The sequence below is a fragment of the Mesorhizobium sp. CCNWLY176 genome (assembly GCF_037153935.1).
Classification (GTDB): domain Bacteria; phylum Pseudomonadota; class Alphaproteobacteria; order Rhizobiales; family Rhizobiaceae; genus Mesorhizobium_M; species Mesorhizobium_M zhangyense.
Genome location: NZ_JBBBDZ010000005.1, coordinates 84,527 through 100,155 on the forward strand (window position 1 = coordinate 84,527; position 15,629 = coordinate 100,155).

Annotated in this window: 14 protein-coding genes; 13 read left to right on the top strand and 1 reads right to left on the bottom strand. The window is 62.8% G+C overall.

Annotated features, from left to right (window positions below; translation table 11 throughout):
- Positions 1–28: 28 nt before the first annotated feature.
- The 13 genes from WBQ96_RS10145 to WBQ96_RS10205 all read left to right on the top strand — a co-directional run bounded on the left by WBQ96_RS10145 (position 29) and on the right by WBQ96_RS10205 (position 15,315).
- Positions 29–724, top strand: coding sequence for an aspartate/glutamate racemase family protein (locus WBQ96_RS10145; protein WP_336550162.1), 696 nt, complete (start codon positions 29–31; stop codon positions 722–724).
- 96 nt (positions 725–820) lie between these two features.
- Complete coding sequence (locus WBQ96_RS10150) at positions 821–1,216, top strand: AGROH133_08824 family phage infection protein (RefSeq protein ID WP_165118182.1); 396 nt, start codon at positions 821–823, stop codon at positions 1,214–1,216.
- A 237-nt stretch (positions 1,217–1,453) separates the two neighbouring features.
- Positions 1,454–2,014 carry a F0F1 ATP synthase subunit delta gene (locus tag WBQ96_RS10155; RefSeq protein ID WP_165118184.1) on the top strand — a complete coding sequence of 187 codons (561 nt, stop codon included), beginning with the start codon at positions 1,454–1,456 and terminating at the stop codon, positions 2,012–2,014.
- On the top strand, positions 2,014–3,543 hold the full coding sequence (gene atpA / locus WBQ96_RS10160) for a F0F1 ATP synthase subunit alpha (protein ID WP_165118186.1): 1,530 nt from the start codon (positions 2,014–2,016) through the stop codon (positions 3,541–3,543). Before WBQ96_RS10155 ends, atpA begins: the two co-directional genes overlap by 1 nt.
- 16 nt (positions 3,544–3,559) lie before the next feature.
- Positions 3,560–4,441 carry a F0F1 ATP synthase subunit gamma gene (locus tag WBQ96_RS10165; protein ID WP_336550159.1) on the top strand — a complete coding sequence of 294 codons (882 nt, stop codon included), beginning with the start codon at positions 3,560–3,562 and terminating at the stop codon, positions 4,439–4,441.
- A 77-nt stretch (positions 4,442–4,518) separates the two neighbouring features.
- On the top strand, positions 4,519–6,165 hold the full coding sequence (gene atpD / locus WBQ96_RS10170; RefSeq protein WP_165118190.1) for a F0F1 ATP synthase subunit beta: 1,647 nt from the start codon (positions 4,519–4,521) through the stop codon (positions 6,163–6,165).
- A 253-nt stretch (positions 6,166–6,418) separates the two neighbouring features.
- Complete coding sequence (locus WBQ96_RS10175; protein ID WP_165118192.1) at positions 6,419–6,817, top strand: F0F1 ATP synthase subunit epsilon; 399 nt, start codon at positions 6,419–6,421, stop codon at positions 6,815–6,817.
- A gap of 411 nt (positions 6,818–7,228) precedes the next feature.
- On the top strand, positions 7,229–7,318 hold the full coding sequence (gene kdpF, locus WBQ96_RS10180) for a K(+)-transporting ATPase subunit F (protein ID WP_165118196.1): 90 nt from the start codon (positions 7,229–7,231) through the stop codon (positions 7,316–7,318).
- Positions 7,319–7,352: 34 nt separating this feature from the next.
- Positions 7,353–9,056, top strand: coding sequence for a potassium-transporting ATPase subunit KdpA (gene kdpA, locus WBQ96_RS10185; protein WP_336550153.1), 1,704 nt, complete (start codon positions 7,353–7,355; stop codon positions 9,054–9,056).
- Between the two features lie 72 nt (positions 9,057–9,128).
- On the top strand, positions 9,129–11,225 hold the full coding sequence (gene kdpB, locus WBQ96_RS10190; protein ID WP_336550152.1) for a potassium-transporting ATPase subunit KdpB: 2,097 nt from the start codon (positions 9,129–9,131) through the stop codon (positions 11,223–11,225).
- Between the two features lie 11 nt (positions 11,226–11,236).
- Complete coding sequence (locus WBQ96_RS10195) at positions 11,237–11,839, top strand: K(+)-transporting ATPase subunit C (protein WP_336550150.1); 603 nt, start codon at positions 11,237–11,239, stop codon at positions 11,837–11,839.
- A gap of 90 nt (positions 11,840–11,929) precedes the next feature.
- Complete coding sequence (locus WBQ96_RS10200; protein ID WP_336550148.1) at positions 11,930–14,626, top strand: sensor histidine kinase KdpD; 2,697 nt, start codon at positions 11,930–11,932, stop codon at positions 14,624–14,626.
- Positions 14,623–15,315 carry a response regulator transcription factor gene (locus WBQ96_RS10205; protein ID WP_336550147.1) on the top strand — a complete coding sequence of 231 codons (693 nt, stop codon included), beginning with the start codon at positions 14,623–14,625 and terminating at the stop codon, positions 15,313–15,315. The genes WBQ96_RS10200 and WBQ96_RS10205 overlap by 4 nt, the downstream gene beginning before the upstream one ends.
- Positions 15,316–15,340: 25 nt before the next feature.
- On the opposite strand, the gene WBQ96_RS10210 is transcribed toward WBQ96_RS10205, so the two are convergent.
- Positions 15,341–15,586, bottom strand: a complete 246-nt coding sequence (locus WBQ96_RS10210) for a hypothetical protein (protein ID WP_165118208.1) — start codon at positions 15,584–15,586, stop codon at positions 15,341–15,343.
- Positions 15,587–15,629: the final 43 nt, after the last annotated feature.

Here is a 15,629-nt window from a genome sequence, read left to right on the forward strand (position 1 = left end):
TTCGCAAAATGGACAAGGATGACCAATCATGAAAACCCTTGGCCTTATCGGCGGCATGAGCTGGGAAAGCACGGCGATCTATTATCGTCATCTCAACGAGATCGTGCGCGAGCGGTTGGGCGGATTGCATTCGGCCAGGCTGCTGCTGTGGTCGTTCGATTTCGCCGAGATCGCCGAGCGCCAGCATGCCGGCGACTGGCGCGCGGCAGCGGCGCTGATGATCGATGCGGCTCGCAAGCTGGAGGCGGCAGGCGCCGAGGGACTGGTGATCTGCACGAATACGATGCACAAAATGGCTGACGACGTTCAGGCAGCCGTTTCGATCCCGTTGATCCACATCGCCGACGCGACCGCTGCGGCCGTCAAGCGGGCAGGGTGCGTGCGGCCGGCGCTTCTGGCGACGCGCTTCACCATGGAAGAGGATTTCTACAAAGGCCGGCTGGCCGAGAAATTCGGGCTCTCGCCGGTGGTGCCGGATGCGCCGGGGCGCGATATGGTCCACCGCGTCATCTATGAGGAGCTCTGCCGCGGCATCGTCACCGACGCTTCGAAAGTCGCGTACATCGCCGAGGTCGAGCGGATGCGGCGCGATGACGGTATCGACAGCGTCATCATGGGCTGCACGGAGATAACGATGCTCATTGGCGAGCAGGACTTCGATATTCCCGTGTTCGATACGACCCGCATCCATGCGGAGACGGCTGTCGAGTTCGCCTTAAGCTGATCTTGCCGGTAGAAACTGTTTTCTCCATCTGGCGCTGCTGCCAGCGCACGCTAGAATGCGTGCGGTTTCGAACCAGATATTTTTCGAGGGGACATCATGGAATTCGCGTTTCCCTGGCCGGTCACGCAAGGCGAATGGCTGGCGTGGTCTTCAGCCGTTGTAACGGTGCTGTTTGGCCTGCTGCTGCTTTTCGGGCCAAGGCTGTCGCTACGCATCCTGCGCCTGCAGACCGTCGAGCACCATCCCGAGGCGGTTTCGGAGGCGCGGGCGACGATGTCCGGCTTCTATCTCGGCGTTGGCCTGTGCTGCATTCTGCTTGCCCAGCCGCTGCTTTACATGGCGCTCGGGTTCTCCTGGCTGTTCACTGTTTTCGGGCGTATCGTCTCGATGCTGTCGGATCAGGGAAACAGGCTTTACAACTGGGTCTGGCTGATCGTGGCACTCGTTCTGGCTGCATTGCCGCTGGCCTTCGCCTTCGGCTTCGTGCCCTGATTGGGGCCTGTTGGCGCCTATCTGCGCGCAGCATGCGACAAATCTGCCTAAAAGCCGCTTCGCCAACGTGTTGCGACTCTGAAAAGCGTGTGCTAGACGGCAATCGACTTTCGATCGGGGGATGCGACAGCCGCTTCCGCCAGATCGATAAAACGCAGCAAGGTCAAAGATTTAGCCAGAGTTCCAGACTCCAGCCTAAGAATCTTCCGGCCTGTCAGACAAGAGAAAAGACGGACCGTGGCAAAGTCTAGCTCGCCAATCTCCGCAGTTGCCGAACGCTATGCGGGTTCGCTGTACGAACTGGCAGCGCAGTCGAAGCAGATTTCCAAGGTCGAAGGCGACCTCGGTCGCTTCGAAGCATTGCTCGCCGGCAGCGACGATCTCAACCGTATGATCAAGAGCCCGGTGTTCTCGGCCGATGAGCAGTTCAAGGCCATCACCGCCATCGCCGACAAGGCGAAGATCACCGGCCTGGTCGGTAACTTCCTGCGCGTCGTCGCGCAGAACCGCCGTCTCTTCGCGGTGCCCGGCATGATCAAGGCGTTCCGCGAGATCGCTGCCGAGGCGCGTGGCGAGGTTGCTGCCGAAGTGACTTCGGCACATGACCTGTCTGCCGCCCAGAAAACCGAACTGAAGGCTGCGCTGAAAAGTGTTGCCGGCAAGGACGTGTCCATCACGGTCACCGTCGATCCGTCGCTTCTCGGCGGACTGGTGGTCAAGATGGGCTCGCGCCAGATCGACACGTCGCTCAAAACCAAACTCAATTCGCTCAAGCTTGCACTGAAAGAGGTCGGCTGATGGACATCCGCGCCGCGGAAATTTCCGCAATTCTCAAAGACCAGATCAAGAATTTCGGCAAGGAGGCTGAAGTCTCCGAAGTCGGTCAGGTGCTTTCCGTCGGTGACGGTATCGCCCGCGTCTACGGTCTCGACAACGTCCAGGCGGGCGAAATGGTCGAGTTCCCCGGCGGCATCCGCGGCATGGCGCTGAACCTCGAAAGCGACAATGTCGGCGTCGTTATTTTCGGCAACGACCGTGACATCAAGGAAGGCGACACCGTCAAGCGCACCGGCGCCATCGTCGACGTGCCCGTTGGTCCCGGCCTGCTTGGCCGCGTCGTCGACGCGCTCGGCAACCCGATCGACGGCAAGGGCCCGATCAAGGCAGCAGAGCGTCGCCGCGTCGACGTCAAGGCGCCCGGCATCATCCCCCGCAAGTCGGTGCATGAGCCGATGTCTACCGGCCTCAAGGCCATCGACGCACTCATCCCGGTCGGTCGCGGCCAGCGCGAGCTGGTCATCGGCGATCGCCAGACCGGCAAGACCGCCATCATTCTCGACACCATCCTCAACCAGAAGGCCATCCACGACAGCGGTCCGGAAGCGGAAAAGCTGTTCTGCGTCTATGTCGCCGTCGGCCAGAAGCGCTCGACCGTCGCGCAGTTCGTGAAGGTTCTGGAAGAGCGCGGCGCGCTCGACTACTCGATCATCATCGCCGCCACCGCTTCCGATCCGGCGCCGATGCAGTTCCTGGCACCGTTTGCCGGTTGCGCCATGGGCGAATATTTCCGCGACAACGGCATGCATGCGCTGATCTCTTATGACGATCTGTCCAAGCAGGCCGTGGCTTACCGCCAGATGTCGCTGCTGCTGCGCCGCCCGCCGGGCCGCGAAGCCTATCCGGGCGACGTCTTCTACCTGCACTCGCGCCTGCTCGAGCGCGCTGCCAAGCTCAACGACGAAAACGGCAATGGCTCGCTGACGGCTCTGCCGGTCATCGAAACGCAGGCCAACGACGTTTCGGCCTACATCCCGACCAACGTGATCTCGATCACCGACGGCCAGATCTTCCTTGAAACCAACCTGTTCTTCCAGGGCATCCGTCCTGCCGTGAACGTCGGTCTCTCGGTGTCGCGCGTCGGTTCTTCGGCCCAGATCAAGGCGATGAAGCAGGTCGCCGGCTCGATCAAGGGCGAGCTCGCGCAGTACCGCGAAATGGCGGCCTTCGCGCAGTTCGGCTCTGACCTCGATGCCGCCACGCAGCGCCTGCTCAACCGCGGCGCACGCCTGACCGAACTCCTGAAGCAGCCGCAGTTCTCGCCGCTGAAGACGGAAGAGCAGGTCGCGGTGATCTATGCCGGCGTCAACGGCTATCTCGACAAGCTTGCCCTCAACCAGGTCGGCAAGTTCGAGCAGGGTCTGCTTGCGCATATGCGTGCCGACGGCAAGGACGTTCTCGACGCGATCCGCAAGGAGAAGGCGCTGAGCGACGACGTTCGTGGCAAGCTCAAGGCCCATATCGACGCTTTCGCGAAAAACTTCGCCTGACACTGACGGGTAAGGCATGGCCTCGTTAAAAGACCTCCGTAACCGTATCGCCTCGGTCAAGGCGACGCAGAAAATCACCAAGGCGATGCAGATGGTCGCCGCGGCGAAGCTGCGCCGCGCCCAGGAAGCGGCAGAAGCCGCCCGGCCCTATTCGCAGCGGATGGGTGCTGTTCTGGCCAATATCGCCCAGGCGGTCGGCGGCGGTGGCGAAGCCCCGGCGCTGATGACCGGCACCGGCAAGGATGACGTGCACCTGCTCGTCGTCTGCACGGCCGAGCGCGGTCTTTGCGGCGGTTTCAACTCGCAGATCGCGCGCTTTGCCCGCGATCATGCCCGCAAGCTGATCGCCTCCGGCAAGACCGTGAAGATCATCTGCGTCGGCAAGAAGGGCTTTGATATCCTTCGCCGCGACTACGCCTCGCTGATCATCGAGCGCGTCGATCTGCGCGAAGCCAAGCAGGTCGGCTTCGTTCATGCCGATGCGATCGCCAAGAAGGTGATCGGCCTGTTCAATGAAGGCGCCTTCGACGTCTGCACGCTGTTCTATTCGGAATTCAAGTCGGTGATCAGCCAGGTTCCGACCGCGCAGCAGATCATTCCGGCCGCGGCGGTTGCCGAGGGTGAGCCGGAATCGGCAGGCAGCGCCGTGTACGAATACGAGCCGGAGCCGGGCGAGATCCTGAGCGACCTCATTCCGCGCAACATCTCCGTGCAGGTTTTCCGGGCGCTGCTCGAAAACGCCGCCGGCGAGATGGGCGCCAAGATGAGCGCGATGGACAATGCGACGCGCAACGCCGGCGACATGATCAACAAGCTGACGATGTCGTACAACCGCCAGCGTCAGGCGCAGATCACCAAAGAACTGATCGAAATCATTTCGGGCGCGGAAGCGCTCTAGTCACGTGACCTGAGAAAAGCCGCCGGCTTTTCGATCGATCATGTGGAAACAGAAAACGGACCAAAGAGGTTACCACAATGGCTAAAGCAGCTACTCCGAAAGCGGCTCCGGCGGCGAAGGCCCCGGCAGCAAAGAAGGCAGCGCCCGCCAAGGCAGCGGCTGCAAAGGCTCCTGCCGTGACGGCAGCGGCGGCCCCGGCCAAGGCAGCTCCTGCCAAGGCAGCCCCGGCGAAAGCCGTTGCCACCAAGGCAGTGGCGGCCAAGTCGTCGTCGACGGCCATGTCGGCCAAGGGCGCGGCCGGCAAGGTCAGCCAGGTCATCGGCGCTGTCGTCGACGTTTCCTTCGAAGGCGGCAACCTGCCGAAGATCCTGAACGCACTTGAGACCATGAACGGTTCCAACCGTCTCGTTCTCGAAGTGGCGCAGCATCTCGGCGAAAACACCGTGCGCTGCATCGCCATGGACATTTCGGAAGGTCTGGTTCGCGGCCAGGCCGTCTACGACACGGGCGAGCCGATCACGGTTCCGGTCGGTGACGAAACGCTCGGCCGCATCATGAACGTCATCGGCGAGCCGGTCGACGAAGCAGGCCCGGTCAAGACCAAGGTGCGTCGCGCCATCCACCAGGACGCTCCGGCCTATGTCGACCAGTCGACGGAAGCGCAGATTCTCGTCACCGGCATCAAGGTCGTCGACCTTCTGGCTCCTTACGCTCGCGGCGGCAAGATCGGCCTGTTCGGCGGCGCCGGCGTCGGCAAGACCGTTCTGATCCAGGAACTGATCAACAACGTCGCAAAGGCGCACGGTGGTTACTCGGTGTTTGCCGGTGTCGGCGAGCGCACCCGCGAGGGCAACGACCTTTACCACGAAATGATCGAATCGGGCGTCAACAAGGACCCGCATGAGAACAACGGCTCGACCGAAGGTTCGAAATGCGCCCTGGTGTTCGGCCAGATGAACGAGCCGCCCGGCGCGCGCGCGCGCGTCGCTCTCTCCGGCCTGACCATCGCCGAGCATTTCCGCGATCAGGGCCAGGACGTTCTGTTCTTCGTCGACAACATCTTCCGCTTCACGCAGGCGGGTTCGGAAGTGTCGGCACTTCTCGGCCGTATTCCTTCGGCCGTGGGCTATCAGCCGACGCTGTCGACCGACATGGGCCAGATGCAGGAACGCATCACCACGACCCACAAGGGCTCGATCACGTCCGTGCAGGCCATCTACGTGCCGGCCGACGACTTGACCGATCCGGCGCCTGCGACCTCGTTCGCGCACCTTGACGCGACGACCGTGCTTAACCGCGCGATCTCGGAGAAGGGCATCTACCCGGCCGTCGATCCGCTCGACTCGACCTCGCGCATGCTCGACCCGCTGATCGTCGGCGAAGAGCACTACCAGGTTGCCCGCCGCGTCCAGGAAATCCTCCAGCGCTACAAGTCGCTGCAGGACATCATCGCCATCCTGGGCATGGACGAGCTGTCGGAAGAGGACAAGATCACGGTTGCCCGCGCCCGCAAGGTCGAGCGCTTCCTGTCGCAGCCCTTCTTCGTGGCCGAAGTGTTCACCGGTTCGCCGGGCCAGCTCGTGCCGCTCGAAGACACGATCAAGAGCTTCAAGGGTCTGGTCGAAGGCGAATACGATCACCTGCCGGAAGCAGCCTTCTACATGGTCGGCTCGATCGACATGGCCATCGAAAAGGCACAGCGTCTGGCAGCGGAAGCTGCGTAATAAAATTGGACGGGCCCGACTTCGCCTCTGGCGATCGGGTCCGTCTAATTACACTTAGTGACGAATTCCTGGCTGACTTGCCTAAGGAAGACGTTGCAGAATTAACGTTACTCATCGGGCAGGTATGGACCGTCGATGAGTGGCATGCCCCGATCGAGCAGGTAGAAATTACTTGCTGGATCAAGACCAAGACTGGAGAGGCGCGAAGCCATTCGGTCTGGGTGCCACCTAAATGGGTTGAGCGGATACGGTAATGGCTGAAGCTTTCAAATTCGAACTGGTCTCGCCCGAGCGTCTGCTCGTTTCGGAAGAGGTGCAGTCCGTCGTCATTCCGGGTGCGGAAGGCGAGATGACGGTTCTGGCCAACCACGCGCCGGTGATGACCACGATCAAGCCGGGCGTCGTCACGGTCAAGACCGTGACTGGTGCCGACGAGCGCTACGTCGTGTTCGGCGGTTTCGCCGACATCCTGCCCTCCGGCTGCACGCTGCTTGCCGAATCGGCCGTGCCGGTGGCGAGCATCGACCGCGAGGATCTCGCCCGTCGCATCCAGGATGCGCGCGAGGATGCAGCCGACGCCAAGGACGACGAGACCAAGACCCGCGCCGAGGCATTTTTAAACCAGCTCACGACGCTGGAAGCCGCGCTCTAAGAGCCGGCCTCAAAGTCTCAATCTTTTGAGAAGCCTTCGTCCCGAAAGGGACGGAGGCTTTTTCATTTTGGCGATACCACTCGCGTATGGACTTTGTCGGGTGTGAACTTCCCGTCCATGCGCCCGCGCGATCTTTATGAAATTCCTATTTCTTTGGCCTTCGGCCCGTCTCGAACCTTTATGGCGTTGGTGACATCTTCTCCCTGCAAGTGATGCTTCGCGACCGACGGTTTTCGGTGGGCGCGGCATCATCCGTCATTTCTCTTTGACCGCGCGGCGCTCGTCGCGCGGCGAGAGCTTTTGGAGACTGCGTCACATGTGGGACTTCATCCTCGTAGCCTTGGGCATCGTCTCCTTCGGGCTCTTCTATGCCTACGCGCTCGGCTGCAACCGGCTTTAGGAGCGAGACTGATGTTGATCGACTACGTCCTCTCAGGCGGCGTTACGCTGCTGCTCACCGCCTATCTCATCTTCGCCCTGATCCGCCCCGAGCGCTTCTGACGGCCATCATCATGACTGCGAAAGTAGAAAAGCCATGACCATCAACGGCTGGATCCAGATCCTGATTTTCTGCGGGATCGTCGTTCTTCTCGTCAAGCCGCTCGGCGGCTACATGACGCGCGTCTACCAGGGCGAGCGCACCTTCCTGTCCTTCATCTTCGCGCCTTTCGAGCGCTTGCTCTATCGCCTTGCCGGCACCAGCGAAAACGAGGACCAGCACTGGACGACCTATGCCGCCGGCATGCTGGCCTTCAACCTGCTCGGCTTCCTCGCGCTCTATGCGCTGCAGCGCTTCCAGGCGGGTTTGCCCTTCAATCCCGCCGGCATGGGTGCTGTCGGGCCCGAGCTCGCCTTCAATACGGCCACCAGCTTCGTCACCAACACCAACTGGCAGAACTACGGCGGCGAAAGCACCATGTCCTATCTCGTGCAGATGGCCGGGCTGACGGTGCAGAACTTCGTTTCCGCCGCCACCGGCATGGCGCTTGCCATCGCCCTGGTGCGCGGCTTTTCGCGTGCCTCGGCCAAGTCGATCGGCAATTTCTGGGTCGATCTGACACGCTCGACGTTCTACATCCTGTTGCCGCTCTGCATCGTGCTGACGCTGTTCTATGTCTATAGCGGCGTGCCGCAGACGCTCGGCGCTTATGTCAATGCGACGACGCTCGAAGGCGCCAGGCAGACCATCGCGGTCGGCCCCGTGGCCTCCCAGCTTGCAATAAAAATGCTCGGCACCAATGGCGGCGGCTTTTTTAACGCCAACTCGGCGCATCCCTTCGAAAACCCCGACGCGCTGGTCAATCTGGTCCAGATGGTCACCATCTTCGCCATCGGAGCGGCCCTTACCAATGTCTTCGGCCGCATGGTCGGCAACCAGCGCCAGGGCTGGGCGATCCTCGCCGCCATGGGCGTGCTGTTCATAGTCGGCGTCATCGTCACCTACTGGGCCGAAGCCGCCGGCAACCCGCTGATCCACGCGCTCGGCGTCGAGGGGGGCAATATGGAAGGCAAGGAGGTGCGCTTCGGCATCCCGCTTTCCGCATTGTTCGCAGTCGTCACCACGGCGGCGTCCTGTGGCGCGGTCAATGCCATGCATGACAGTTTCACCGCGCTCGGCGGCATGATCCCGATCATCAACATGGAGCTCGGCGAGGTCATCATCGGCGGCGTCGGCGCCGGCCTCTACGGCATCCTGATCTTCGTCATCATCGCCATCTTCGTCGCCGGCCTGATGGTCGGGCGCACGCCCGAATATCTCGGCAAGAAGATCGAGGGCAAGGAAGTGAAGATGGCGATGCTCGCCATGCTGTGCCTGCCGCTGGCCATGCTGGTCTTCACCGCCATCAGCGTCGTCATGCCGTCGGCGGTGGTGTCGATCGCCAATCAGGGGCCGCACGGCTTTTCGGAGATCCTATACGCCTATACTTCGGCGGCGGCCAACAACGGCTCGGCCTTCGGCGGCCTCACCGGCAATACGCCCTGGTACAACATCACGCTCGGCATCGTCATGATGATGGGCCGCTTCCTGGTCATCGTGCCCGCACTGGCAATTGCCGGCTCGCTGGCGGCCAAGAAAACGGTTCCGGCCTCGGCCGGCACCTTCCCGACCGACAGCGGCCTGTTCGTCGGCCTGCTGGTCGGCGTCATCCTGATCGTCGGCGGCCTCACCTTCCTGCCCGCGCTGGCGCTCGGCCCGATCGCCGAACATCTGGCGATCGCCGCCGGCCAGACTTTCTAGACCATGATCCCGAAAAGTGGACACCGGTTTTCGGAAAAGAACATGGTCAATCAATAGTTTGGGATCAAAACCATGAGCAAAATGAAATCGGTGAGCATCATGGATGCAGCCATAATCGTCCCGGCCATCGGCGCGGCTTTCAAGAAGCTCGATCCGCGCTCGCTCGCCAGAAACCCGGTGATGTTCGTCGTCGCCGTGGTCTCGGCGCTGACCACGGTGCTGTTCCTCAAGGATATCGCCGTCGGCAATTCCAACCTCGGTTTCTCCTTCCAGATCATCGTCTGGCTATGGTTCACCGTGCTTTTCGCCAACTTCGCCGAAGCGGTGGCCGAAGGGCGCGGCAAGGCGCAGGCGGATTCGCTGCGCCGCACCCGCACCGAGACGCAGGCCAAGCTGCTGACCGGCGACGACCGTGCCAAGTTCGTCATGGTGCCGGGTGCCGGATTGAAAGTCGGCGACCTGGTGCTGGTCGAGGCGGGTGACATCATCCCCTCGGACGGCGAAGTGGTCGAAGGCGTAGCCTCTGTCAACGAGGCGGCAATCACCGGCGAATCCGCGCCCGTCATCCGCGAATCGGGCGGCGACCGCTCGGCCGTCACCGGCGGCACGCAGGTTCTGTCGGACTGGATCAAAGTGCGCATCACGGCTGCCGCCGGCTCGACCTTCCTCGATCGCATGATCGCGCTGGTGGAAGGTGCCGAGCGTCAGAAGACGCCCAACGAGATCGCGCTCAACATATTGCTTGCGGGCATGACACTGATCTTCGTGCTGGCGACCGCGACCATCCCGAGCTTCGTCACCTATGCCGGCGGCTCGGTTCCGGTCGTGGTGCTGGTGGCGCTGTTCGTGACGCTGATCCCGACCACCATCGGCGCACTCTTGTCGGCCATCGGCATTGCCGGCATGGACCGTCTGGTGCGCTTCAACGTGCTGGCCATGTCCGGCCGCGCGGTCGAAGCTGCGGGCGACGTCGACACGCTGTTGCTCGACAAGACCGGCACCATCACGCTCGGCAACCGTCAGGCCAGCGAATTCCGCCCGATCAAGGGCGTGACCGAGAAGGAACTGGCGGATGCCGCCCAGCTCGCCTCACTTGCCGACGAAACGCCGGAAGGCCGCTCGATCGTGGTGCTGGCCAAGGAGAAATATGCCATCCGCGAGCGCGACATGCGCACGCTGCATGCGAGCTTCGTGCCCTTCACGGCGCAGACCCGCATGAGCGGCGTCGATGTCGAAGGCAGCTCGATTCGCAAGGGCGCGGTCGACGCCATCCTCGACCATGTCGCCAAAGGTCCGGCGGCAGCCCTTGCCAGTTCGGCTTCGGGCGTGACGACGATGCAGGCATCGAGCGCCAGCATCGCCGAAATCCGCGCAATCGCCGAACAGATTGCCAAGTCCGGCGGAACGCCGCTGGCGGTGGTGCGCGACGGTCGTCCGCTCGGCGTCATCCATCTCAAGGACATCGTCAAGGGCGGCATCAAGGAGCGTTTCACCGAGCTGCGCCGCATGGGTATCCGCACGGTGATGATCACCGGCGACAACCCGATGACGGCGGCAGCCATCGCCGCCGAAGCCGGCGTCGACGATTTCCTCGCCCAGGCGACACCCGAAAACAAGCTTCAGCTCATCCGCGAGGAACAGGCCAAGGGCAAGCTGGTGGCGATGTGCGGCGACGGCACCAATGACGCGCCCGCACTTGCGCAGGCCGATGTCGGCGTTGCCATGAACACCGGCACGGTGGCGGCGCGCGAGGCCGGCAACATGGTCGATCTGGACAGCGATCCGACGAAACTCATCGAGATCGTCGAGATCGGCAAGCAGCTGCTGATGACGCGCGGCGCGCTGACGACGTTTTCGATCGCCAACGACATCGCCAAATATTTCGCCATCATCCCGGCGATGTTCCTGGCCTTCTATCCGCAGCTTAGGGTGTTGAACGTCATGAACCTGTCGACGCCGCAATCGGCGATCCTGTCGGCGATCATCTTCAATGCGCTGATCATCATCGCGCTGATCCCGCTGGCGCTGCGCGGCGTCAAATACCACGCCGTGGGTGCGGCCTCGCTGCTGCGCCGCAATCTCGTCATCTACGGCCTGGGCGGCATCATAGTGCCCTTCATCGGCATCAAGGCGATCGATATGGTCGTCTCCGCCCTCGGCCTGGCATAAGGAAGACCATCATGTTGAAGCAACTTCGCCCCGCACTGGTCATGATCGTCATCTTCACGGCGATCACCGGCCTTGCCTACCCGCTCGCCATGACCGGCATTTCGGGCGTGCTGTTTCCGCGGCAGGCCGAGGGCAGCCTGATCACCGAGAACGGAACCGTCATCGGCTCCGAGCTGATTGGCCAGAACTTTGCCAGTGAAAAGTATTTCCATGGCCGCCCCTCGGTGACGCTCGGCCCCGACCCGGCCGACCCGTCGAAATCGGTTGTCGTGCCCTACAACGCCGTGAACTCGATGGGCTCCAATCTCGGCCCGGCTAATCCGGCTCTGATCGAGCGCGTCAAGGGTGACCTCGAGAAACTGAAGGCGGAAAACCCCGGCCAGCCCGTGCCGATCGATCTGGTGACCACCACCGGCAGCGGTCTCGACCCGGACGTCTCGCCGGAGGGCGCGATGTTTCAGGTGCCGCGCGTCGCCAAGGCGCGTGGTGTTCCGGAAGACAAGCTTCGCGATCTAGTGAGCGATCTGACGCAGGCGCCGATCCTCGGCATTCTGGGCGAGCCGCGCGTCAATGTTCTGGCCCTCAACCGCGCGCTCGATGCGATGGCGAAGTAGATATTCGGAGCTTTCTCCGCCGCGATTGACCTCGCGGCGGCTTTGCATGAGGAATGATGCGGGCCATTCGCCCGAAACCGAGCAGTGCGCATGCCTGACGACAGCGACAGGCGTCCTTCGCCAGACGCCCTTCTGGAAGCCGCGGAGCGAGAGCTTCGCGGTAAATTGCGTATTTTCCTGGGCGCGGCACCCGGCGTCGGCAAGACCTTCGAGATGCTGCTTGCCGGCCGCGCCCGGCAGGCCGAGGGTGTCGATGTCGTTATCGGCGTCGTCGAAACCCACGGCCGCAAGGAGACCGAGGCACTTCTACAGGGCTTCGAGATCATCCCGCGTGTGCCTGTGCCCTACAAGGAGCGCGCGCTTGACGAGATGGATATCGACGCCATCCTCGCGCGCCGGCCGCAGCTGGTTCTGGTTGACGAACTCGCCCACACCAATGCGCCCGGCAGCCGCCATCCCAAGCGCTATCTCGACATCGAGGAACTGCTCGCCGCCGGTATCGATGTCTACACCACGGTCAATATCCAGCATGTCGAAAGTCTGAACGACATCGTCGCGCAGATCACCCGCGTGCGGGTGCGCGAAACGGTGCCGGATTCGTTTATCGACCGCGCCGACGACATCGAGGTCATCGACCTCACGCCCGGCGACCTGATCGAGCGGCTGAAGCAGGGCAAGGTCTATATGCCCCGCACGGCCAAGGCTGCTGTCGAAAACTATTTTTCGCCGGGCAATCTGACGGCGCTGCGCGAGCTTGCGCTGCGGCGCACCGCCCAACGCGTCGACGAGCAGCTTGTCAGCCATATGCGCGAGAATGCCATCTCTGGGCCATGGGCGGCCGGCGAGCGGGTGCTGGTGTGCATTGATGAAGCGCCACGTGCTGCCGCGATGGTGCGCTATGGCAGGCGGCTGGCGGAACGATTGCGCGCGCCGTGGTCTGTCGTGACGGTCGAGACGACGCATGCGGCGCGCCTCTCCGAGGCCGAGCGGGACCGGATCGCCAGCGCGCTGCGGCTTGCCGAGAGCCTGGGCGCGGAGGCTGCGACCTTGCCGGGGCGCACGGTCGCCGAGGAGATCATGCGTTATGCGCGCGAGCGCAATGTCACCCACATCATCGTCGGCAGCTCCGACAAGGCGCGCTGGCGCGAGTGGATCGAAGGCTCGGTGACGCATGACCTGATCCGCATTTCCGGCGATATCAGCGTGCATGTGATCTCGGGCCGGGAGGTCGCGCCCAAGCCGCCGAGAGGCTCGGTGCAGGATGCCGGCACGACGGTTTTTTCCTTCCGTCCCTATCTGGTGAGCCTGGGGATCATCGGCATCGCGCTGATATGTGCGTTCGCGCTGCGGCAATTGCTCGACGTTGCCAATATCGGCGTCGTCTTCCTGATGGGCGTGCTGACGAGCGCATTGTGGTTCGGCCTGCGCCCCGCGATCTTCGCCAGCGTCATCGGCGCCATAACCTTCAATTTCTTCTTCCTGCCGCCGCTCTACACATTCGACATCGGCGATTCGGAAAGCATCGTCACCTTCGTCTTTTTCCTCGTCGTGTCGGTGATTGCCAGCAACCTTTCGGCGCGGGTGCGTGGGCAGGCGATCGCGGCGCGCCAGCGGGCGCGAATGAATGAAGACCTCTATATGTTCTCCAAGAAGCTGGCCGGAACCGCGACGCTGGACGATGTCCTGTGGGCGACGGCCTTCCAGATCGCCTCGATGCTGAAGGTGCGCGTCGTGCTGCTGTTGCCGGAAGAGGGGCGCATCACTGTCAAGGCGGGCTATCCGCCGGAGGACACGCTGGACGAAGCCGACCTGGCGGCGGCCAAATGGACCTGGGAGAACGATCGCCCGGCCGGCCGCAGCGCCGATACGCTGCCGGGCGCCAAGCGGTTGTTTCTGCCCGTGCGCACGGCGCGCGGCGCAATCGCCGTGGTCGGCATCGACGACGACCGGCAAGGACCAATGCTGACGCCCGAGCGGCGGCGGCTGATGGATGCGCTGACCGACCAGGCAGCACTTGCCATCGAGCGCGTCCATCTGGTCGAAGACCTAGACAACGCCAAGCTGGCGGTGGAGGCCGACCGGCTGCGTTCGGCGCTTTTGACCTCCATCTCGCACGACCTGAAAACGCCGCTCGCTGCAATCATGGGGGCGGCGGGAACGCTGAAGGAATTTTCAGGCGCCCTGGACGCGCCGACCAAGGACGAGCTTCTCGGCTCTGTGCTCGACGAGTCGGAACGGCTCAACCGCTTCATCGCAAATCTGCTCGACATGACGAAGCTGGAATCGGGCGCGATCAGCCCGAATTTCGGCATGCACGACCTGAACGAGATCGTCGGCAGCGCGCTGTCGCGGGCAAAGAAAATCCTTGGCTCCCATCAGATCGAGGTCGACCTGCCGCCCAACCTGCCGATGCTGCGCGTCGACCCGGTGCTGTTCGAGCAGGTTCTGTTCAACCTGTTCGACAATGCGGCCAAATATTCGCCGGCGGGCTCGCGCATACGCATCCAGTCGTTCCAGGGCGAAAAGGCGTTGACGATCCAGGTCCTCGATGAAGGACCGGGCATCCCGGCGGACGAGCTGGAAGACATTTTCGGCAAGTTCACCCGCGCCCGCAAGGGCGACAGCGTGCCGGCCGGCACGGGTCTCGGCCTTGCCATCTGCCGCGGTTTCGTCGAAGCCATGGGCGGCACCATCGTGGCCGGGAACCGTACCGACCGCCCCGGTGCTGTCTTTACCATCCGCATGAAGCTGCCTGCAGGGCAAATTGAAGGCACGGAGTTGTCATGACGGCGTCCGCGATAAAAATCCTCGTCGTCGATGACGAGCAGCCGATCCGCAAGCTGCTGCGGGCGGGGCTGTCGACGCAAGGTTATGACATCATCGACGCGCCGAACGGGCGCACGGCGCTGGAGGAGATGGCGAATGCCTCGCCCGATCTGGTGGTGCTCGATCTCGGCCTGCCCGATATTTCCGGCCAGGAATTGCTGCGGCGCTGGCGCGAGGGAGGCAGCACGGTGCCGGTGGTCATCCTGTCCAGCCGCACTGACGAGCCCGGCATCGTCGAGGCGCTCGATCTTGGTGCGGACGACTATGTGACCAAGCCCTTCGGCGTGAATGAGCTGATCGCCCGCATCCGCGTGGCGCTGCGCCACCGGCTGCAGGAACAGGGCGAGAAGCCGGTCTTCAAGACGGGTGATCTGTCGGTCGATCTCGTGCGGCGCATCGTCAGGCTGGGTGGCGAGGAGATAAAACTGTCGCCCAAGGAATACGACATTTTGCGCGCGCTGGTGCAGCATGCCGGCAAGGTTCTGACCCACAATTTTCTGATGAAGCAGGTGTGGGGCGAGGTGCAGGATGTGCAGTATCTCAGGGTCTATGTGCGCCAGCTGCGCCAGAAGATCGAGCCGGACCCGGAGCAGCCGCGCTATATCCGCACCGAAACCGGGGTCGGCTACAGGCTGAGCGAGGCGGATTGAAGTGGCGGCCGCCGCTCGCCCCTTGTCAGGTGACGATTGAGGTTATCGACGCAGCGATCAGAAGGCCGGCGAGGAACAGCAGCGCACCATAGATCGGCGGCTTGCCGAACAGCACGGCGAAGGCCGAACCCCAGATGACGATCGCGGCGGACAGCGCATAGAGGAAGGCAGGCTTGTCGTTCCAGGCTATGCCGACAGCCATCAGGCCGCCGACGATCAGCGCGCCGAACAGAAGCATTATAGACAGCGCGAATTTCTCGACCGAATCCATTACTCATCCTCTTGTCGTCCGGCCCGAATGTGCCGGATGGCGT

What these genes read in the sequence shown, in the direction of transcription:
- WBQ96_RS10210 (WP_165118208.1), bottom strand. Translation starts at nt 15,586, where the DNA reads ATGGATTCGGTCGAGAAATTCGCGCTGTCTATAATGCTTCTGTTCGGC.
- kdpF (WP_165118196.1), top strand. Translation starts at nt 7,229, where the DNA reads ATGTTGATCGACTACGTCCTCTCAGGCGGCGTTACGCTGCTGCTCACC.
- WBQ96_RS10205 (WP_336550147.1), top strand. Translation starts at nt 14,623, where the DNA reads ATGACGGCGTCCGCGATAAAAATCCTCGTCGTCGATGACGAGCAGCCG.
- atpD (WP_165118190.1), top strand. Translation starts at nt 4,519, where the DNA reads ATGGCTAAAGCAGCTACTCCGAAAGCGGCTCCGGCGGCGAAGGCCCCG.
- kdpA (WP_336550153.1), top strand. Translation starts at nt 7,353, where the DNA reads ATGACCATCAACGGCTGGATCCAGATCCTGATTTTCTGCGGGATCGTC.
- WBQ96_RS10165 (WP_336550159.1), top strand. Translation starts at nt 3,560, where the DNA reads ATGGCCTCGTTAAAAGACCTCCGTAACCGTATCGCCTCGGTCAAGGCG.
- WBQ96_RS10195 (WP_336550150.1), top strand. Translation starts at nt 11,237, where the DNA reads ATGTTGAAGCAACTTCGCCCCGCACTGGTCATGATCGTCATCTTCACG.
- WBQ96_RS10200 (WP_336550148.1), top strand. Translation starts at nt 11,930, where the DNA reads ATGCCTGACGACAGCGACAGGCGTCCTTCGCCAGACGCCCTTCTGGAA.
- WBQ96_RS10175 (WP_165118192.1), top strand. Translation starts at nt 6,419, where the DNA reads ATGGCTGAAGCTTTCAAATTCGAACTGGTCTCGCCCGAGCGTCTGCTC.
- atpA (WP_165118186.1), top strand. Translation starts at nt 2,014, where the DNA reads ATGGACATCCGCGCCGCGGAAATTTCCGCAATTCTCAAAGACCAGATC.
- WBQ96_RS10145 (WP_336550162.1), top strand. Translation starts at nt 29, where the DNA reads ATGAAAACCCTTGGCCTTATCGGCGGCATGAGCTGGGAAAGCACGGCG.
- WBQ96_RS10150 (WP_165118182.1), top strand. Translation starts at nt 821, where the DNA reads ATGGAATTCGCGTTTCCCTGGCCGGTCACGCAAGGCGAATGGCTGGCG.
- kdpB (WP_336550152.1), top strand. Translation starts at nt 9,129, where the DNA reads ATGAGCAAAATGAAATCGGTGAGCATCATGGATGCAGCCATAATCGTC.